Source organism: Vreelandella glaciei, from assembly GCF_013415125.1.
Lineage (GTDB): Bacteria > Pseudomonadota > Gammaproteobacteria > Pseudomonadales > Halomonadaceae > Vreelandella > Vreelandella glaciei.
On the sequence record NZ_JACCDE010000004.1, the window covers coordinates 58,676 to 77,071 of the forward strand.

At 56.2% G+C, this 18,396-nt stretch carries 17 protein-coding genes; 14 read left to right on the top strand and 3 right to left on the bottom strand.

Going from position 1 to position 18,396, the window contains the following annotated elements:
• Nucleotides 1-27: 27 nt before the first annotated feature.
• A complete protein-coding gene (locus HZS80_RS03975) occupies nucleotides 28-339 on the bottom strand; it encodes a YqfO family protein (RefSeq protein ID WP_035559567.1) in 312 nt (103 codons plus the stop codon).
• A gap of 128 nt (nucleotides 340-467) precedes the next feature.
• Between HZS80_RS03975 and HZS80_RS03980 the strand changes: the two genes are divergently transcribed.
• The 12 genes from HZS80_RS03980 to HZS80_RS04035 all read left to right on the top strand — a co-directional run bounded on the left by HZS80_RS03980 (nucleotide 468) and on the right by HZS80_RS04035 (nucleotide 13,031).
• A complete protein-coding gene (locus HZS80_RS03980) occupies nucleotides 468-1,418 on the top strand; it encodes a sugar-binding transcriptional regulator (RefSeq protein ID WP_035559572.1) in 951 nt (316 codons plus the stop codon).
• A 159-nt stretch (nucleotides 1,419-1,577) separates the two neighbouring features.
• The gene (locus tag HZS80_RS03985) at nucleotides 1,578-2,900 is read left to right on the top strand and encodes an ABC transporter substrate-binding protein (RefSeq protein WP_035559575.1); all 1,323 of its coding nucleotides are present in this window, start codon (nucleotides 1,578-1,580) and stop codon (nucleotides 2,898-2,900) included.
• Nucleotides 2,901-3,009: 109 nt separating this feature from the next.
• On the top strand, nucleotides 3,010-3,900 hold the full coding sequence (locus HZS80_RS03990) for a carbohydrate ABC transporter permease (protein WP_035559578.1): 891 nt from the start codon (nucleotides 3,010-3,012) through the stop codon (nucleotides 3,898-3,900).
• Between the two features lie 29 nt (nucleotides 3,901-3,929).
• Entirely contained in the window at nucleotides 3,930-4,796 is an 867-nt protein-coding gene (locus tag HZS80_RS03995) for a carbohydrate ABC transporter permease (RefSeq protein ID WP_035559581.1), read from the top strand.
• Nucleotides 4,797-4,808: 12 nt separating this feature from the next.
• A complete protein-coding gene (locus HZS80_RS04000; protein WP_035559584.1) occupies nucleotides 4,809-5,960 on the top strand; it encodes an ABC transporter ATP-binding protein in 1,152 nt (383 codons plus the stop codon).
• The gene (locus HZS80_RS04005; RefSeq protein ID WP_035559587.1) at nucleotides 5,957-6,667 is read left to right on the top strand and encodes an HAD family hydrolase; all 711 of its coding nucleotides are present in this window, start codon (nucleotides 5,957-5,959) and stop codon (nucleotides 6,665-6,667) included. The genes HZS80_RS04000 and HZS80_RS04005 overlap by 4 nt, the downstream gene beginning before the upstream one ends.
• A 2-nt stretch (nucleotides 6,668-6,669) precedes the next feature.
• The gene (locus HZS80_RS04010) at nucleotides 6,670-7,455 is read left to right on the top strand and encodes an L-iditol 2-dehydrogenase (RefSeq protein ID WP_035559590.1); all 786 of its coding nucleotides are present in this window, start codon (nucleotides 6,670-6,672) and stop codon (nucleotides 7,453-7,455) included.
• A 7-nt stretch (nucleotides 7,456-7,462) separates the two neighbouring features.
• A complete protein-coding gene (locus HZS80_RS04015) occupies nucleotides 7,463-8,083 on the top strand; it encodes a nucleoside/nucleotide kinase family protein (RefSeq protein WP_179915241.1) in 621 nt (206 codons plus the stop codon).
• A gap of 71 nt (nucleotides 8,084-8,154) precedes the next feature.
• On the top strand, nucleotides 8,155-9,642 hold the full coding sequence (locus HZS80_RS04020) for a mannitol dehydrogenase family protein (protein ID WP_035559593.1): 1,488 nt from the start codon (nucleotides 8,155-8,157) through the stop codon (nucleotides 9,640-9,642).
• Nucleotides 9,642-11,129, top strand: coding sequence for a xylulokinase (gene xylB, locus HZS80_RS04025; protein ID WP_035559596.1), 1,488 nt, complete (start codon nucleotides 9,642-9,644; stop codon nucleotides 11,127-11,129). Before HZS80_RS04020 ends, xylB begins: the two co-directional genes overlap by 1 nt.
• Nucleotides 11,130-11,149: 20 nt before the next feature.
• A complete protein-coding gene (gene tal / locus HZS80_RS04030) occupies nucleotides 11,150-12,103 on the top strand; it encodes a transaldolase (RefSeq protein ID WP_035559598.1) in 954 nt (317 codons plus the stop codon).
• A gap of 88 nt (nucleotides 12,104-12,191) precedes the next feature.
• The gene (locus tag HZS80_RS04035; protein WP_035559601.1) at nucleotides 12,192-13,031 is read left to right on the top strand and encodes a fructosamine kinase family protein; all 840 of its coding nucleotides are present in this window, start codon (nucleotides 12,192-12,194) and stop codon (nucleotides 13,029-13,031) included.
• Nucleotide 13,032: 1 nt separating this feature from the next.
• Here HZS80_RS04035 and cynS read toward each other — a convergent pair whose 3' ends face one another.
• The gene (cynS, locus tag HZS80_RS04040) at nucleotides 13,033-13,473 is read right to left on the bottom strand and encodes a cyanase (protein ID WP_035559604.1); all 441 of its coding nucleotides are present in this window, start codon (nucleotides 13,471-13,473) and stop codon (nucleotides 13,033-13,035) included.
• A gap of 59 nt (nucleotides 13,474-13,532) precedes the next feature.
• Nucleotides 13,533-14,345, bottom strand: a complete 813-nt coding sequence (locus tag HZS80_RS04045) for a formate/nitrite transporter family protein (RefSeq protein WP_008958187.1) — start codon at nucleotides 14,343-14,345, stop codon at nucleotides 13,533-13,535.
• 370 nt (nucleotides 14,346-14,715) lie between these two features.
• On the opposite strand from HZS80_RS04045, the gene HZS80_RS04050 reads away from it, so the two are divergent.
• Nucleotides 14,716-16,710, top strand: coding sequence for a sigma-54 interaction domain-containing protein (locus HZS80_RS04050; protein WP_082072614.1), 1,995 nt, complete (start codon nucleotides 14,716-14,718; stop codon nucleotides 16,708-16,710).
• 218 nt (nucleotides 16,711-16,928) lie between these two features.
• Nucleotides 16,929-18,392, top strand: coding sequence for a TolC family outer membrane protein (locus HZS80_RS04055; protein ID WP_179915242.1), 1,464 nt, complete (start codon nucleotides 16,929-16,931; stop codon nucleotides 18,390-18,392).
• Nucleotides 18,393-18,396 lie beyond the last annotated feature (4 nt).

Genomic DNA, 18,396 nt, shown 5'->3' on the forward strand with positions numbered 1-18,396 from the left:
TCATTCATGCCCCGTCGAAAAATCCACTTACAGATCGGCCAACTGCCATACATCATAAGCGACTTCTTCGTAGGGGTGAGCAAGCTTCAAGGCCGCGATGGCGCCGTGAATATGCGCTTCATCGCAGAGCAGCTCGACTTTAAACTCTTCGACCTTTTCCAAGCTGCCCACTGAGCCGATATGCGGGTGGGCGCCCTCCGTTGGGCGGAACTGCCCCGTACCACGAGTTTGAAAACAGACATTTTCGTATGCCCCGATCCGGCCAGCACCGGCTTCAAACACCGCCTGCTTAACGCTTTCGGCATCTTCTATGGGGACAAAAAAAGCGAGTTTATACATGCTGTCTCTCCAAGCAGTCTATCCATTGTGAAACGCTGAACTCAGGCTATGTTAGCGGATAGACGACTACTGGTCGCGGGCTTAGCTTTGTATGATGATGTTTCAGTACTCATTAAGTGAGCCATTGTATGGATAAATTTGAGGTAAAGCTGGACCAGGCGGCCAGAGCCGCCTGGATGTCTTACGTGGGGGGAATGACCCAAGATGAGATCGCCAGCCAGTTGGGTGTTTCACGGCCAGGCGTGCAGCGCTTGTTGGCCTTGGCCCGCCAAGAGGGCCTGGTTAAAGTGCATATTGATCACCCAATCTCTAACTGCATGGCGCTGGGCAGCACGTTGCGTGATCACTTTGGTTTGACCTACTGCGACGTGGTTCCTGCCGATAACCACGCCGCCGAAAGTGCCGCTTCTTACCTAGCCGTGGCAGCCGCTGAGCGGGTGGCGCAGTTGGTTGAACGCAGCGAGCCGTTGACGCTTTCGCTAGGCACCGGGCGTTCGGTGCGGGCAGCGGTAGAAGCGCTTAGCCGACTTGAACGACCCCAGCATCGCTTTGTATCGCTAGTTGGTAATGTCGCCCGGGATGGTTCGGCTAACCGTTATGACGCGGTGATGGTAATGGCGGATAAAACCGGCGGTGAGCGTTTTTTACTGCCCGCGCCAGTGGTCGCTGAATCGCTGGCTGAAAAAGAGGCGATGCTGGCGCAGCGTCTTTTTAAGGCAATTGCCGATGTGGCACGGGAGTCAGAAGCGGCGTTTATTGGCATTGGGCGCATCGATCGTCAGGCCACGCTGTTTCAAGATCATTTCATTAGTGAAAGCGAGCTGAATGAGCTGCTGGGCCTGAAAGCGGTGGGTGAACTACTGGGTTGGCCACTGAACCGAGACGGCGAAGTGATCGACTGTTCGATTACGCGTCGTGTCACGAGTCTTCCCCTTGAGCGCTTTGGAAAGCACCATATGGTGGCGATAGCGGGTGGCCGCGATAAAGCCCCGGCGATACATGCGGCGTTGCGCGGCCGCTGGCTGAAAGGGTTGGTTACCGACGAAGTGGCCGCCCGCCAGATAGTGGAAGCACTCTAATTGCGTGCGCTGCAACATGCAGTAAAAGAGATAAGTTAGCGTAAAGTCTAAGTTAATCGGCTTTGCTTTTTTTTGGCTTACGTACGATCATTTGTTCGATAGGTGATCAATAAGATCAAGGCGACAACAATGCCAATACCAGCCCACTAGGAGTTCTTTATGCGACTCGCACGTCACTTGCCCGTCTCAACGCTAGCGGCCGCCATTGCCATGTCAGGCCACGCCCAGGCGCAAACTGAAATTACCGTGGCCACGGTTAATAACAACGACATGGTGATAATGCAGAGCCTCACCGATGCCTTTGAAGAAGCGCACCCCGATATCACTCTGGACTGGGTGGTGCTGGAAGAGAACGTGCTCCGCCAGCGCATGACGACTGATATTGCCACCGGTGGTGGCCAGTTTGACGTCATGACCATTGGTACTTACGAAGTGCCTATCTGGGCAGAGCGCGGCTGGCTTTCACCGCTGGATAACCTGCCCGACGACTACAATGAAGACGACCTGCTAGCCTCTGTTCGCGATGGTTTAAGCTACGACGATACGCTTCACGCACTGCCGTTTTATGCTGAAAGCTCAATGATGTACTACCGCACGGATCTATTCGAAGAAGCGGGCATTGAGATGAGCGAGCAGCCCACCTGGGAAGAGGTACGCGAGTGGGCAGGCGAGCTGCACGGCAGCGAAGAGGGGTTGGCGGGTATCTGCCTGCGCGGCAAACCCGGCTGGGGCGAGAACATGGCCTTTGTTTCCACCCTAGTAAATACCTACGGTGGCCGCTGGTTTGACGAAGAGTGGAATCCCGAGCTCAACTCTGAGGCGTGGGTTAACGCTATCCAGTTTTATGTCGACTTGCTCAATGACTACGGCCCGCCAGGCGCAAGCTCCAATGGCTTTAACGAGAACCTGGCGCTGTTCTCCCGTGGCAACTGTGCGATGTGGGTCGATGCCACCTCCGCAGCGGGCAAACTGTATGACGGCAATGAATCCGCTGTGGCGGATAGCTTAGGCTTTGCTCCAGCACCCGTGGCCGAAACACCGAAAGGTTCACACTGGTTGTGGTCCTGGGCATTAGCGATCCCGGCTTCTTCAGAAAACCAGGAGGCAGCGCTTGAGTTTATTACCTGGGCCACTTCGCAAGAGTACATTGAGCTGGTCGGTGAAACCCAAGGCTGGACCAGCGTGCCGCCAGGCACCCGTGAGTCGACCTACGCCAACGAGCAGTACACCGAAGCAGCCCCCTTTGCTGACTTCGTGCTAAAAGCTATCCAGGACGCCGACCCCACCGATTCGACTCTGGAACCTAACCCCTATGTTGGCGTGCAGTTCGTCGGTATCCCGGAGTTTCAGTCGATAGGCACCCAGGTTGGCCAAACCATTGCCGCGGCGCTAACCGGTGACACCACGGTGGAGCAGGCATTAGACAGTGCCCAGCGTGCCACCGAACGCACCATGCAGCGGGCGGGCTACATCGAACGATAAACGAGACCAGCGCCTGCTTGTTCACTTAGTTACTAACAGTGAGGGCAGGCGCTTTATCGATGTTCTCTAGCCGTTTTCGTATCAAGCCTCGTATTTCGCAGGTAATCCCATGAATAAAACCCGTGCTTCCGGCCGTACTGTTGGCGGGCTGAGAACGCTTGCACTTCAAGCACCAGCCGTGACGCTACTGTTGCTCTGGATGATTGTGCCGTTAGGCATGACGCTATGGTTCTCCTTCCAGTACTACAACCTGCTAATGCCCGACATGACCGGCTTTGCCGGGGTGGAAAACTACGAGTACCTTCTCACAGACCCAGCTCTGTGGGCTGCCATGGGCAACACGCTGCTGCTGGTAGGTTGGGTGCTGGCGATTACCGTGGTGGGCGGCACCCTGCTGGCGGTGCTGTTCCAACAGGAGTTCGCGGGCCGCGGGATCGCCCGTGTGCTGGCGATCTCACCGTTTTTTGTGATGCCCACCGTTAGTGCTCTGGTGTGGAAAAATATGATGATGCACCCTTCAAACGGGGTGCTGTCATGGCTGTTTGAGTCCGTTGGGCTGCCTGCGTTGGACTGGTTTTCTGCGCTACCGCTGACCTCGATTGTAATCATCGTCGCGTGGCAGTGGCTGCCCTTTGCACTGTTGATTCTTCTGACGGCGATGCAGTCGTTGGATGAAGATCAAGTCGAAGCCGCCCGCATGGATGGCGCAGGCCCTATCGCCATCTTCTTCTTTATTACCCTGCCGCATTTAAGGCGCGCGATCAGTGTGGTGATCATGATTGAAATGATCTTCCTGCTGACTATTTTCGCGGAAATTTTTGTGACGACGTCGGGGGGGCCTGGTTTAGCAACAACGAACCTGGCCTATCTGATTTACATCCGTGCGCTACTCGATTTTGACGTGGGCACTGCGTCCGCCGGTGGGGTGATAGCGATCATCCTAGCCAATATCGTGGCGATCTTCCTGGTCCGTATGGTGGCCAAAAACTTGGAAGACTAGACCGGCACTTGTGTCCTGGGAGCACTTCGATGACAACTTTAGGTTCCAAAACAGCTGCACCACGCTCGGTAACGGGGTGGCGGTCAGCACAGGCCAAACGGGCCATTATCACGGTGCTGGGCTGGTCGGTTGCCCTGGTCATCTTCTTTCCGATTTTCTGGATGATATTGACTGGGTTTAAAACGGAAACGGCGGCGATCGCTGACCCAACGCTGATTTTTTCGCCCACTCTGGAAAGCTACCAAGCAGTCCACGAGCGTTCGGGCTATGCGCGGTTTGCGCTTAATAGCGTTGCGGTCGCCTTTGGCTCTACCTTCTTCGCGCTGTTAATTGCCATTCCCTGCGCCTACGCCATGGCCTTTTTGCCGACTAAACGTACCAAGGGTACGCTGCTATGGATGCTTTCCACCAAAATGCTGCCCTCAGTGGGCGTACTGGTGCCGATTTATCTGATCTTTCGCGATGTTGGCCTATTGGATACCCGAACGGGGCTGATTATCGTCTACACATTAATGAACCTGCCGATTGTGGTGTGGATGCTCTACACCTTCTTCAAGGATATGCCCAAAGATATTCTTGAAGCAGGGCGTATGGACGGCGCCTCCACGCTCCAGGAAGTGTTTTTTCTGCTGTTGCCACTCACGCTGCCGGGCATCGCCTCAACGGGCCTGCTCTCGGTCATTTTGAGTTGGAACGAGGCGTTCTGGAGTCTCAACCTGACGACCTCAAATGCAGCGCCGTTAACCGCTTATATTGCCTCATTCTCAAGCCCAGAGGGGCTGTTCTGGGCCAAGTTGTCCGCTGCTTCCACCATGGCGATTGCGCCGATTTTGATACTCGGTTGGATGACACAAAAACAGATGGTGCGTGGCCTGACCTTTGGTGCCGTCAAGTAAAGGATCTTCCTCATGGCAACACTACAACTACACAATATTACCAAGCGTTTCGGCGACACCGAGGTCATCAAGGGTATCGACCTTGAGGTGAATGACCGAGAATTTGTCGTTTTTGTTGGTCCTTCTGGCTGCGGTAAATCTACCCTTATGCGCATGATCGCCGGGCTGGAGAGCGCTACCGACGGCGATATTTTGATCGACGGTCAGCGTATTAATGACGTTGGCCCAGCGGACCGCGGCCTCGCCATGGTGTTTCAGAGCTACGCGCTTTATCCGCATATGACGGTGGAAGGCAACATGGGCTTCAGCATGCGCCTGGCGGGGGTTCCCAAAGAGGAGCGCCGCGCCAAGGTGCTGGAAGCAGCCAAGATTCTGCAGCTAGAGCCGCTGTTAGACCGCAAGCCCAAAGCGCTCTCCGGCGGTCAGCGTCAGCGGGTGGCGATAGGGCGTGCGATTGTACGTAACCCCAGCATCTTCTTGTTTGATGAGCCGCTCTCCAACCTGGATGCCGCGCTGCGTGTGCAGATGCGAATCGAGCTGGCGCGTCTGCACGATGAGCTGGATGCCACCATGATCTACGTCACCCACGACCAGATCGAAGCGATGACCATGGCGGATAAAATCGTCGTGCTCCACGACGGTGTGGTCGAGCAGGTGGGCTCGCCCATGGCGCTCTACCATCACCCCTGCAATCGCTTCGTGGCGGGGTTTATTGGCTCACCGAAAATGAACTTCCTGCCCGTAACGCTGACCGGCGTAACGCCTGGCGGGGTGGCTATTCGCTTGCCCGGTGGCGGTGAGCGCAGCGTGCCCGTTGACGGACAGCATCTGGCGTCCAACGCCGCCCTTGAGCTGGGTGTTCGTCCCGAACACTTGTTGCTCGATGAACAGGGACCGCTGAGTGGGCAGATCAAAGTGCTTGAGCGCCTCGGCGGCCAAACTTCGCTCTACGTTCAGATGGATGACGAGCTCATTACCATCATGGCCGATGGCGACGTGGCTTACCGGGTTAACGATACCGTGCGTTTCGGTTTCGCCCCTGAGCGTGCCCACCTGTTTGACGCAGGCGGTCTGGCGCTGACGAGCTTGCAGCAGCATCCGCTGGCAGGGCTGACGCGCCATGATAATCGCGCGCCGGGTTCGCCTGCCGAGGAGCCTGCATGAGGACACTCATCTTTGACTGTGATGGTGTGCTGGTTGATAGCGAAGCCATCGCTGAAGGCACGCTGATGGAGTACCTCTGCCGCTGGCTGCCCGATCTAAATATCGACCAAGAGCTTGGCCAAGCCTTGGGCATGACCACTGAGGATATCCTGCATCATCTCGAAGCGTTAAGTGCCCACACGCTGCCAACCGACGCCACAGAGCAGGTGGACACCGCCATTGAAGCGCGTCTGGCACGGGAGCTTAAAGCCATAGACGGTGCCGATAAGGCGATTCGAGGCATCAGCTTGGAGAAGGCGGTGGTTTCCAACAGTCGGCGCAGTCGCGTATTGGCGTCACTGGCAAGTACGGGGTTGGCCAAAGCCTTAGGTGAGGTGCCTATTTTTACCGCAGATCAGGTGGCGCACCCAAAGCCGGACCCCGCGCTCTATCGCTTGGCAGCTTCCCACTTAGGCCAAGTGCCGCGGGACTGCCTGGTGGTGGAAGATAGCGTTGCCGGCGTGACTGCCGCCCATGCCGCAGGCATGTGCGTGATCGGTTTTGTCGGCGCCAGCCACTTGGATGCTGAACAGTCGGCGCGCCTTACCCAGGCCGGTGCCTGGCGCATTTTAGAGCACATGCACGGCTTGGCAGCGTTGGTGGACGAATGGCAGACCCATGGCGCCAGCTTGCCAAATGCTAACGGCGTGCCAACTCATCGGAGATAGCTATGAAACTGATCGATAAAACCGCAGTGATTACCGGTGGCGCTCGCGGCATCGGCTTGGCCATTGCCCAGCGTTACCTTTCAGAAGGCGCCAATATCGTGGTGGCCGATATTGACCGTGGCGCCATCGACGATGCCGTTGCGACACTGCAGCGGCTGGGGTTCGCCGAGAAAGTGATGGGGGTGGCACTAAATGTCTGCGATCAGACCTCGATCGACGCCATGATAGAAGCTGTGACGCAGCGCTTCGGCGGTATCGATATTCTGGTCAATAACGCTGCGATCTTCGACATGGCGCCTGTGCTTGAGGTCACAGAGGAAAGCTTTGATAAGCAGTTTGCGGTCAATACCAAAGGCATGTTTTTTACCCTGCAGGCGGTTGCCCGTTCGATGGTGGCCCGCGGCCAGGGAGGCAAAATCATCAATATGGCTTCCCAGGCAGGTCGCCGTGGTGAAGCCCTGGTAAGCGTTTACTGCGCCAGCAAAGCTGCTGTCATCAGCCTCACTCAATCCAGTGGGTTGGATCTCATCAAACACGGTATCAACGTTAATGGCATTGCCCCGGGCGTGGTGGATACGCCGATGTGGGAAGAGGTCGACGCAATGTTTGCCCGTTACGAGAACCGTCCGCTTGGCGAGAAGAAACGCCTGGTAGGCGAAGCGGTCCCCTTCGGGCGTATGGGCCTGCCGGAAGATCACACCGGCGCGGCGGTTTTTCTGGCCAGCCAGGACAGCGATTACGTGGTCGCCCAGACGCTGAATGTCGATGGCGGCAATTGGATGAGCTGAGGTGGCCATGACCCCCGATCTTGATGCCTTAGCACAACAGATTATTCGCGCCGCTGACGGTGCATCACGCTACTTGGTAGCGCTGGCAGGGCCGCCGGGTGCGGGGAAATCCTATCGCAGTGCCCAGCTCTGCGATGCCATTAATCAGCGCTTGCCGGGCCAAGCCGGTCTGGTGCCCATGGACGGCTACCACTTCGATAACGCCGTGCTGGGCGAGCAGCAGGTGCCGCTTAAAGGCGCGCCTCACACCTTCGATGTGGAGGGGCTGCGCTGCGACCTTGAACGCATTCGTCAGGCTATCCATCCGGTAGCGGTGCCGGTCTTTGATCGCCCGCTGGATCTCGCACGTGCGGGTGGGCGGCTGATCACTCTTGAGCAGCGCATCGTGATCGTCGAGGGCAACTACTTGCTGCTGAATCGCTCTCCCTGGCGCGAATTGCGCCCGCTATTTGATTGGACGTTATTTCTAGACGTCGATGACGACGTACTGGTTGAGCGGCTGATCCAGCGCTGGCTTGAGATGGGCCAGGACCGCGCCGGGGCGCTGGAGCGGACCCACCACAAAGACATGCTCAACGCGCAATTGGTAAAACGCTGCTGTTTAACGCCTGACCAGCGCTGGCGCTAGCGTTTTTATAACCGTTTTAGTCACTTTTATTATCCCCATCGCGCCAAGTAGGCCTTGGCTGGAGAGTTCCCATGACCCAACTTAACAATCACAACCTGGGCAATCTAACCGCCGACGTTGCTGTGCCTCACTATGACCGCAAGACGCTCACACCCGGTATTGTGCATATCGGCGTAGGCGGCTTTCACCGTGCCCACCAGGCGATGTATCTGGATGCGTTGATGAACCAGGGTGAGGCGCTGGACTGGGGGATTGTTGGCGTGGGCGTGATGCCTGGCGACAAACGCATGCAGCAAGCGCTGGCAGCGCAGGATCATCTCTACACCCTGGTGGTCAAGCACCCTGATGGCCAGTACGAGCCCAGGGTCATTGGCAGTATGGTGAATTACCTATTTGCACCGGACGATACCGAGGCTGTGATTGAGCAGATGGCCGACCCGGCGATCCGTATCGTTTCGCTGACCGTGACCGAAGGCGGTTACAACTTTCATTCGGTGAGTGGCGAGTTCGACCTCGATAATCCTCAGGTACGTGCCGACCTGGCCAATCCCACCCAGCCGACCACCAGCTTTGGGCTCGTGGTGGAGGCGCTGGCCCGCCGCCGCGCGCGAGGCATTGCACCCTTTACCGTTATGTCCTGCGATAATATTCAAGGCAACGGTGATGTCGCTAAACGCATGTTTAGCGCCTATGCCCAGGCGAGGGACGCCGAGTTAGGTGCTTGGCTGGAAGCCGAGGTGGCGTTCCCCAATGCCATGGTGGATCGCATTACCCCGGTGACATCACCTACCGATATTGATGAACTCAGTCAGCGCTTTGGCGTTGAGGACGCCTGGCCGGTGGTTTGCGAACCCTTTACGCAATGGGTGCTGGAAGACCACTTTCCCCTTGGCCGCCCGGCGTTTGAAAAGGTAGGCGTTCAAGTTGTCGAGGATGTCGAACCCTACGAGCTGATGAAGCTGCGCCTACTCAACGCCAGCCATCAGGCGCTGACCTACTTTGGTTATTTAGCGGGATACCGCTACGCCCATGAGGTGTGCCAAGATCCGCTATTCGTTGATTTTCTCTTGGGTTATATGCGCGAAGAGGGCACACCGACCTTGGCGCCAGTGCCGGGGGTTGATCTTGAAGATTATCGCTTAACGCTGATCGAGCGTTTTGCCAACCCGCAAATCAAAGATACCCTGGCACGGCTTTGCGCCGAGAGCTCTGACCGTATTCCCAAGTGGCTGGTGCCGGTGATTCGCCAGCAGTTGGCCCAGGGTGGCGAGATAGAGCGCAGTGCCGCCGTGGTGGCCAGCTGGGCGCGCTACGCTGAGGGGGTGGACGAGCAGGGCGAGCCGATTGAGATTGTTGATCGTTTGAAGGCACCGCTGATGGCCATTGCCGCTGAGAACCGCCAACGGTCCACGGCCTTTATCGAAAACCGTGAACTGTTTGGTGACTTGATCGATAACGCCCGCTTTGTTGAAGCCTACTTAACTGCCCTCAAGTCACTGCACGAACATGGCGCACGCGCTACGCTAGAGGGTCTGGCGTCATCCAAAGGAACAGTGTGATGTATATCGGGGTAGATTGCGGTACCCAAAGTACCAAGGTAGTGGTGGTCGACGTTGAACGCGGCATGATTCTGTCGGAAGCAAGCCGCCCCCATCGCTTGGAAGAGGGCGAAAATGGCCGCCGTGAGCAGGCACCGGCCGAGTGGTTGGCGGCCCTGAAAGGCGCATTCTTTGCCGCCCTCGACAAAGCCGGGGTCTCGGCGAGTGAGGTGCGTGGTATTGGCGTTTCCGGCCAGCAGCACGGTATGGTGGCGCTCGATGCGGATGGTGCGCCGGTCTACCCCGCCAAGCTGTGGTGCGACACCGAAACCAGCGCGCAGAATGCCCAATTGGTTGCCCGCCTGGGCGGTGAAGCGGGCTGCCTGGAAAAATTGGGTCTGGTGCTGCAAACCGGCTATACCGCCTCCAAGGTTGCTTGGCTGCGTGAGCATCACCCAGATGCATACCACCGCATCGAAAGCCTGCTGCTACCCCACGACTATCTCAATTTCTGGCTTACCGGCGAGCGGGTCACCGAAGCGGGCGATGCCTCGGGTACTGGCTACTTCGATACCCGCAAACGCTGCTGGCAGTTGCAGGTATTTGAGGAAATAGCCCCCGAGCTAGACCCGGCACGGGTGCTGCCCCGTTTGCTGGAAGCCCATGAGCCGGTTGGCGTGGTGCGCCAGGTAGTGGCACGTGAGCTGGGACTTGGTGATCAGGTCGTTGTCTCTTCCGGTGGGGGCGACAACATGCTGGGCGCCATTGGCACCGGCAATATTACCCCAGGGTTAATCACGCTGAGCTTGGGCACCTCCGGCACCGTTTGCGCCTATTCGGCTACGCCAGTCGAGTGCGATAACGCCATGGTGGCCAACTTCTGCTCCAGCACCGGTGGCTGGCTGCCGTTGATCTGCACCATGAATGTCACCTCGGCGACCACGCGGGTACGCGAGCTGTTCGGCCTGGACCTAGCCGCGTTTGGCGAAAAAGTGGCCAGTGCGCCTATCGGCGCCGAAGGCGTTACCGTGCTGCCTTTTTTCAATGGCGAGCGGGTGCCGATGTTGCCCAACGCCTCAGCTGACTTTCTTGGCCTGACTAGTTTGAATACCACCCAGGCTAATTTATGCCGCGCCGTGGTGGAAGGCGCCACTTTCGGGCTACGCTATGGGCTGGAATTGCTGGGTGATTTAACCGCCGGGGCTAGCCAGATTCGTCTGATCGGCGGCGGCGCTAATAGCCCCGTATGGCGCCAGATGGTGGCGGACATTACCGGTACCCAGGTGATTTGCCCCGAAATTACCGATGCGGCTGCCCTGGGCGCCGCGATACAGGCGGCCTGGTGCGACCAGCGTGCAGAAGGCGTAACGTTGGAATATCTGTGTGAAAAGTTAGTCCACCTGGATGCCCAGTCACTTGCTGACCCCCATCCTGACCGTGTGGCCGCGTACCAACCGATTTATACACGTTATTGCGCAGCACTTGAACAACGCCATGGCGGCGCTTAAAAGCATATCGAGGAGATTTTATGACCAGCCAGCTGCAACAGTTAAAGCAACATTCGCTTGTCGTCGCCGACACCGGCGATCTTGAGGCCATTCGTCGCTATCAGCCACAAGATGCCACGACCAACCCATCACTGCTGCTCAAGGCATTTAGTTTGTCCGGTTATCAAGCGCTAATCGACGAAGAGCTAAGCACTGTAAAAGCCTCTGGCGGCAGCCGTGAAGAGCAAGTCAAACATGCCGTTGATCGCCTTGCCGTGGCCATGGGTAGTGAGATTTCGGCGGTTGTGCCGGGGCGAGTTTCCACCGAAGTGGCTGCTCGTTTGTCGTTTGATACCCAGGCCAGTATCGCCAAGGCCCATGAACTCATCGAGCTGTACGATGCCCGTGGCGTGTCACGCGACCGTGTGCTGATCAAGCTGGCGTCTACCTGGGAAGGTATTCGTGCCGCTGAGGTGCTCGAACGCGAGGGTATTCAGTGCAATCTAACGCTGCTGTTCAGCGAAGCACAGGCCCAGGCATGTTTCGACGCTGGTGTTTTTCTAATCTCACCCTTCGTGGGCCGAGTGACCGATTGGTACAAAAAAGAGACCGGCAGTGAGTACACGCCAGAAAACGACCCGGGTGTTCAGTTTGTGCAGGGCGTGTGTGAGCGAGCCAACCAGGGTGGTTACGACACCGTGGTAATGGGCGCGAGCTTTCGCACCACCGGCCAAGTGCTCGCACTGGCAGGTTGCCCACGGCTGACCATTTCGCCGGCGTTACTGGAAGAGCTAGAGGCGACAGAAGGTAGCGTTACTGCGCAAATCCGTGCCGGGGAAGGTGCGGGTAAACCCACTGCGCCGCTTAACGAAGCCGCTTTCCGCTGGGGGCATAACCAGGATGCCATGGCCAATGACAAGCTGGCTGAAGGTATCCGCCGCTTCCACGACGACCAGCTGGAGCTTGAATCGTTGATTGATAAACGGCTAGGCTGAAAAATACGTTAGCCCATGGTTTAAGTGCGTCGGGGTTAGGGTGTGCCCTGACGTCGGCGACGTTATATTCAGATATGGGGAGCGTGTCATGGATGCCACTCTGCGGCAGTTACTGGAGTCTATTAAGCTGACCCCGAGCGGTGATTTGCAGCCGCTAAGTGGGGGCGATATCGCTGCTGTTTATCGCCTGGAGACGCGGCAGGGGCAGGTGGTGATCAAGCATGACGACGCTGCTCGGTTGCGTGGTGAAGCAGAAGGCTTGCGTACCCTGCGCAATGCCTGTGCGAAGCTAGTGGTGCCGGAAGTGTTCGGACTGGCAGACGGCTGGCTGGTCATTGAGTCGTTAGACACGGTGCCCAGGCCGCAGAACGCAACTGCGCTTGGCGAAGGGCTGCGCAGCTTGCACGAAGTGATTGGCGATGCCCACGGCTGGCATCAGGATAATGCCTGTGGGCTCACTCCCCAGCCTAATGCGCCGCTTAGTGATGGGCGGGCTTTCCAGCGTGAACGCCGCCTGCTCCCCCTTAGCGAGGCGTGCTACCAGCAAGGGCTGCTGGATAGCCAGCTGCGCGAGCGCATCGAGCGCTTGGCCGAAGATCTAGAGCGCTGGCTGCCCGATGCACCACCCAGCCTGCTGCATGGTGATTGTTGGTCGGGGAATGTACTCACCACCCCGCAGGGGCCCGCTCTGATAGACCCCGCGATATATTGCCACTACCCGGAAGTGGATTTAGCGATGCTGACCTTGTTTGGCTCGCCCGGCGAGGCCTTTTTTGACGCCTACTGGAACGGCGACGCCCCGACCGACTGGCCGAGGCGTGAAGCGCTGTTTCAGCTTTACCCGCTGTTGAATCACCTGCTGCTGTTCGGTGCCGGTTACTGCTCGGCGGTTGAGCGCAGCGTGGCGAGGGTCGAGTCCTTCGCTTGAGTTACCAAGACTTATAGGGCAAAAACTTGCCGTTTAACGTTAGCAAAACCCGGTCGCCTTTGGGGTCTTCGATTTTGTCGACTTCCATGGTGAAGTTGATGGCGCTCATGATGCCGTCGCCGAACTTCTCCTGCACGACGTCCTTCAAGGTTTCCCCATAAACGCCGACCACTTCATACAGGCGGTAGATGAAGGGGTCCTGGGGAATTGCTTCGTCCCAGGCTTTGGTGGGAAACGCCACTAACGCTTCGGCGACGTCGCTTTCCACGCCCAGCGTATCGCATATTTGATGAGCCACATCGCTGCTGGCGCTATTCATGCCGTAGCAGGCGGAAGCGACCCAGACCGGCGACATGCCAACCGTTTTACCAATGTCGTCCCAGCTCATTTTTTTACGCGCTTTGGCGGCGAGCAGAGTATGACGCATTTCGAGCTTATCCATGATGGTTCTCCTTTAGAGTTAAGGGCGTTTGACGCCCTTTTTTGCCTAATAGGCTGCGATCAAGAAAAGACTTTTTTGGCCTGAGTGCGGACGTGGGTGGTGTAGAGAACCAAGCCAACCAGCGTCAAACCGCCTACCAAGTTGCCTAGTACGGTGGGGATTTCGTTCCACATAATGTATTGATACAGAGTGAAGTCAGCGCCCATCATCAGACCAATCGGGAACAGGAACATGTTGACAACGGAGTGCTCAAAACCGAGATAGAAGAAGACAATAATCGGCATCCACATGGCCATGATTTTGCCGGAAACCGTTGTAGAGATGGCAGCACCCACCACGCCCATGGACACCATCCAGTTGCAGAACATGCCTCTTAGGAAGAGCACGATCCAACCGGCAATGCCGGCATCCTGATAACCCACCGTTCGGCTTTCACCGACGGTCATCATCGTTTGGCCGACAGCGTTGATCTCTTCAGTGCCGCCCATGGTGAAGTTCAAGTAACCGAAGGTGGCGATAAATAGGGCACCCCCAAGATTGCCGAGCCCTACCAGCCCCCAGCACTTCAGCATTCGGGGTAGTGTGACGCCAGGCCGCTTGTCGAGCCATGCAAGAGGCACCAGTGTGAAAACACCAGTGAGCAGGTCATAGCCCATCAGGTAAAGCATCACAAAGCCGACCGGAAAGAGCAGCGCCCCTATCAAGAAGTTGCCTGTTTGTGTCGCTATGGTAATGGCGAAAATAACTGCCAACGCCAGGGTAGCTCCCGCCATAAAGGAGCGAATAAGTGTATCCCGGGTGCCCATATAGATTTTTGATTCACCCTGATCCACCAGCTTGGTGACAAATTCACTGGGCATTAGATAAGACATAAGCATGTCTCCTGTGTCATTTCGGTTAATTAACGCTTAACCCAAGAGTTTTAGAGTTTCCTGCTAGGAGCAATAAATAGGAGCAATAAAACCGATGGCTGCGCCTTCCTGGTGCAAAAGAGATTAAGCGTGTGGCGCTATCGCACTATCACTGTTTGTATTGCGATTTATGTGCCAACTCTTGATTGTGCTGATTAACCGTTTGTTTTTAATTAATTTATTTTTTTGGCATTGGTTTTGAATCACTCGAATAGTTACGAAAAATCGTAAATAACGATATTTCGTTGTTTTATTAACGAAAAATCGTAACTGGCGTGGGAATTGAATGGTTCATTAGTGAAGATCACCTTGAATCCTGAGGTAGTAGCTAATGCTTATGCAGGAAACCACGCACGCCACAGCCTCTGCACTCATGGGCGGCTACTCACCGCTTGCCATGATTGTGATCGACCCCTTTACCGATCAGCTATTGGCTGCCAATCCGGCTGCCTGTGAGCTGCTATGCATTGAACAGCTATGTACTGAGCAAACAGGTATTGAGCAAGGCATGTCTCTAGCGGCTCCCTTTAGCCACCGTTTGAGTGCGTCACTGCCGCTATGGGTGAGCTTTACGGATGAGGCGCTGGTGCAAAAAACCGCCTGGTCGGATGATTTGGTGATACTCGATATGCTGCGCCAGCCCTACCGGGTAGAGGTTTATGCCCAGTGCATTGAAGACTCTGACCAGCTTCTGTTAACGCTGATTGATCGTAATAAAGCCGAGCAGCGACGTGCCAAGGCAGAGCTTGGTCGCCAGCACCGCCAGGGTGAAGTGGGCTGGCAGCGTGTCGAGCAGGTCTTCGAGCGCATTGAGAAGCAGAACCAGCTGATTCTCGGCGCGGCAGGCGAGGGCATTTATGGCCTGGATGCCGAGGGTAAAACCACCTTTGTTAATCCCGCCGCGGAGCGCATTTTAGGCTGGAGTACCGAGGACATGGTGGGCCACGACGCGCATCTGATGTTCCATCACACCCACGCCGATGGCAGCCAATTTCCGGTGCAGCAGTGCCCGATTCATGCCTCGTTTAGTGATGGTCAGGTCCATCACGTCGATAACGAAGTGTTTTGGCATAAAAACGGCGAAGCGATCCCGGTCGAGTACACCAGTACACCGATTTTCGAGATGGGCCGTTTGGTCGGGGCAGTAGTGTTGTTTCGTGATATTCGTGAGCGTAAGCGCGCCGAGCAGCAGCTGCGCGATGCGCTGGCTGAAGTGGAGACGCTCAAACAGCGCCTAGAGCTAGAGAACGAATACCTCCAAGAAGAGATAAAAGCGGAGTTAAATCACCGCGATATCGTGGGCAATAGCCCGGCGGTGGCACAACTGATTAAACAGATAGAGATGGTCGCGCCCACTAATGCCAATGTCTTGATTAGCGGCGAATCCGGTACTGGCAAAGAGCTGATCGCCCGGGCTATTCATGCGGGCAATGCGCGCAGCGATCGGCCGCTGATCCGCGTGAACTGCGCCGCTATCCCGCGAGATCTTTTCGAGAGTGAGTTTTTCGGCCATGTAAAAGGCGCCTTTACCGGTGCCGTGCAGGATCGTCCCGGGCGTTTTGAGCTGGCCCACGGCGGTACGCTGTTTTTAGATGAAGTCGGTGAAATTCCCTTGGAGCTGCAGAGTAAGCTGCTGCGTGTATTGCAGGACCAGCAGTTTGAAAGGGTGGGTGACAACCGCACACGGGAGGTCGATGTGCGGGTCATTGCAGCGACCAACCGTGAACTGCGTGACATGATCGAAGCGGGCCACTTTCGGGAAGACCTCTACTTCCGCCTTAACGTCTTTCCCATTGATTCGGTGCCACTACGTAAGCGGATTGAGGATGTGCCGCTACTAGCGCGTCATTTTTTGCACCGTGCCTGTCTTAAATTCAATAAGCCCGGCGTGCGTATTCCTCCCGCCCAATTAGAAATACTCCAGCGTTACCCCTGGCCCGGCAACATTCGTGAGCTGGAAAACGTCATTGAGCGACAGGTGATCGTCACCCAGGACCGGCGCCTGGTATTTGATGACCTGCTGCTGAGTGAACCGCCGCGTTTGTCAAGCCGCAATAACTCGGTGCACTCGGTGGCTCATTCTAGTGGGCAACAAAGTGAAGCACCGCTGCTAACCGAACATGCGCTTAGCCAGCGCCAGCAAGAAAGCACCATTGCCGCTCTATCCAAGGCGGGCGGCAAAGTGTCTGGGGCGGGCGGCGCTGCGGAGCTACTGGGGATCAAGCCAACCACGTTAGCGTCACGGCTAACAAAGTGGGGCATTGATCCAAGGGAATTTCGTAAAAGAAAGCCGCATCTATCGTCAAAGTCTCATGCTTTGGACTAAGGTAAGCTGGATGCGACTTGACAATAGGCCGTACACACAATTTTAGATTGTTCAAGGCTAGCATACATACATGAATGTAACTATAATGCTCATCTTTCTGAGTGGCTTAATGCGCTGAGTGAGTTTGTAAGCTTAGATTCTTTGTAAGCTGAGAGACTTCGTAAGATGAGAAGCTTAGTTCGTTCGCCATCCTGACGCTGATACTTAGAGGCAACCCCATGCGACTGGCACACTGGGCAGTCAATGCCCCTTTACGACCCTTACTGTTAGCGGTATTCACAGCTTCTTTTGTGTTGCCTGCTCAAGCTGCTGACCTCCTCACGATTACCCGTGATGCGTTAGACAATAATGCGGCATTAGCATCGGCACGTTCCGAATATTTAGGCGTTGAAGCTGGCCGAGATGTGGCACGCAGTGGTTTGCTCCCCCAAGTTAACGCAACCGGTAATGTTGCCCACAACCAGCAGTACGAAAGTCAGACATCGTCGCGTGCAGGTACTGGCACAGGCACCGGTAATGTGAGTACCGGTGATGACCGTTACAACACCGTATCGCTCACCTTAGAAGCCACCCAGGCGCTTTATAACGAGGTGACACGCAGAGAAGTCACTCAGGCCGAGCGTCAGATTGACCAGCAGGTATATCTGCTAGCGGCCACCGAACAGCAGCTACTGATTGATACCGCCAGTGCCTATTTTGATATTCTGCGCGCCCATGAAATATTAGAAGCACGTTTCGCTCAAGAGCGGGCGATTGGCCGTCAGCTTGAGCAAGCCGGCGAGCAGTTTGAAGTTGGCTTGATTGCGATTACCGAAGTCGAAGAAGCGCGTGCCACCTTTGACCAGTCTCGTGCTGACCGCATTGCCGCAGAAAGTAATCTTCAAGTGGCTTTTGAAGCATTGGAGCAGCTGACCGGCCAACGTTATGCCAGCATTGAAGCACTGGGCGACAGCATGCCGGTTGGCCTTCCCGAGCCAAGTAGTCGCGACTACTGGGTTGAACAGGCCCTTGAGCTTAACCCGCAGGTATTGGCCCAACAGGCCGGTATTGAGGTAGCACGCAGCGGCGTAGAAATTGCCCGGGCGGGCAACTTACCTACGCTTCAAGCGTTTGGTAATTATCAATACAGTGACAGTGATGTTGATAATACCACCGGTGAAGATTCCTCTAGCCAGGTGGGCTTAAGCGCTAATTTGCCGATTTATACCGGCGGCCGTACCAGCGCCAGTATCCGTCAAGGGACCTATCAACTGGAAAGCAGCCAGTATGATTTCGAGTCTCAGCGTCGCTCTTCGATCCAGCAAGTCCGCTCGCTGTATACCCAAGTCAGCAATGATGTGGAAACCGTTGAAGCCCGCCAGCAGGCTATTGTCTCCAACCAAAGCGCCTTAGAGGCTACCCGCGCCGGTTACGAGGTTGGTACCCGTAACATCGTGGATGTGTTGAACGCTGAGCAAAACCTCTACAACGCGATCGCCAACTACGCGGAAGCTCGCTACGACTATGTGGTGAATTTGCTCTCGCTGCGCCAACAAGCCGGTCGCCTGGACGTTGAAGCCATTGAGGAAGTCAATGCGTGGTTAACCGGCGATGAGGTGAACTTTATCTTGCCAGAAAGTGACGGCAACGACCGCTATGACAGCGCTCTCGACATTGGTGCACCGCCCCAACCGGGTATGTAATTTG

What these genes read in the sequence shown, in the direction of transcription:
- HZS80_RS03975 (WP_035559567.1), bottom strand. Translation starts at nt 339, where the DNA reads ATGTATAAACTCGCTTTTTTTGTCCCCATAGAAGATGCCGAAAGCGTT.
- HZS80_RS03980 (WP_035559572.1), top strand. Translation starts at nt 468, where the DNA reads ATGGATAAATTTGAGGTAAAGCTGGACCAGGCGGCCAGAGCCGCCTGG.
- HZS80_RS03985 (WP_035559575.1), top strand. Translation starts at nt 1,578, where the DNA reads ATGCGACTCGCACGTCACTTGCCCGTCTCAACGCTAGCGGCCGCCATT.
- HZS80_RS03990 (WP_035559578.1), top strand. Translation starts at nt 3,010, where the DNA reads ATGAATAAAACCCGTGCTTCCGGCCGTACTGTTGGCGGGCTGAGAACG.
- HZS80_RS03995 (WP_035559581.1), top strand. Translation starts at nt 3,930, where the DNA reads ATGACAACTTTAGGTTCCAAAACAGCTGCACCACGCTCGGTAACGGGG.
- HZS80_RS04000 (WP_035559584.1), top strand. Translation starts at nt 4,809, where the DNA reads ATGGCAACACTACAACTACACAATATTACCAAGCGTTTCGGCGACACC.
- HZS80_RS04005 (WP_035559587.1), top strand. Translation starts at nt 5,957, where the DNA reads ATGAGGACACTCATCTTTGACTGTGATGGTGTGCTGGTTGATAGCGAA.
- HZS80_RS04010 (WP_035559590.1), top strand. Translation starts at nt 6,670, where the DNA reads ATGAAACTGATCGATAAAACCGCAGTGATTACCGGTGGCGCTCGCGGC.
- HZS80_RS04015 (WP_179915241.1), top strand. Translation starts at nt 7,463, where the DNA reads ATGACCCCCGATCTTGATGCCTTAGCACAACAGATTATTCGCGCCGCT.
- HZS80_RS04020 (WP_035559593.1), top strand. Translation starts at nt 8,155, where the DNA reads ATGACCCAACTTAACAATCACAACCTGGGCAATCTAACCGCCGACGTT.
- xylB (WP_035559596.1), top strand. Translation starts at nt 9,642, where the DNA reads ATGTATATCGGGGTAGATTGCGGTACCCAAAGTACCAAGGTAGTGGTG.
- tal (WP_035559598.1), top strand. Translation starts at nt 11,150, where the DNA reads ATGACCAGCCAGCTGCAACAGTTAAAGCAACATTCGCTTGTCGTCGCC.
- HZS80_RS04035 (WP_035559601.1), top strand. Translation starts at nt 12,192, where the DNA reads ATGGATGCCACTCTGCGGCAGTTACTGGAGTCTATTAAGCTGACCCCG.
- cynS (WP_035559604.1), bottom strand. Translation starts at nt 13,473, where the DNA reads ATGGATAAGCTCGAAATGCGTCATACTCTGCTCGCCGCCAAAGCGCGT.
- HZS80_RS04045 (WP_008958187.1), bottom strand. Translation starts at nt 14,345, where the DNA reads ATGTCTTATCTAATGCCCAGTGAATTTGTCACCAAGCTGGTGGATCAG.
- HZS80_RS04050 (WP_082072614.1), top strand. Translation starts at nt 14,716, where the DNA reads ATGCTTATGCAGGAAACCACGCACGCCACAGCCTCTGCACTCATGGGC.
- HZS80_RS04055 (WP_179915242.1), top strand. Translation starts at nt 16,929, where the DNA reads ATGCGACTGGCACACTGGGCAGTCAATGCCCCTTTACGACCCTTACTG.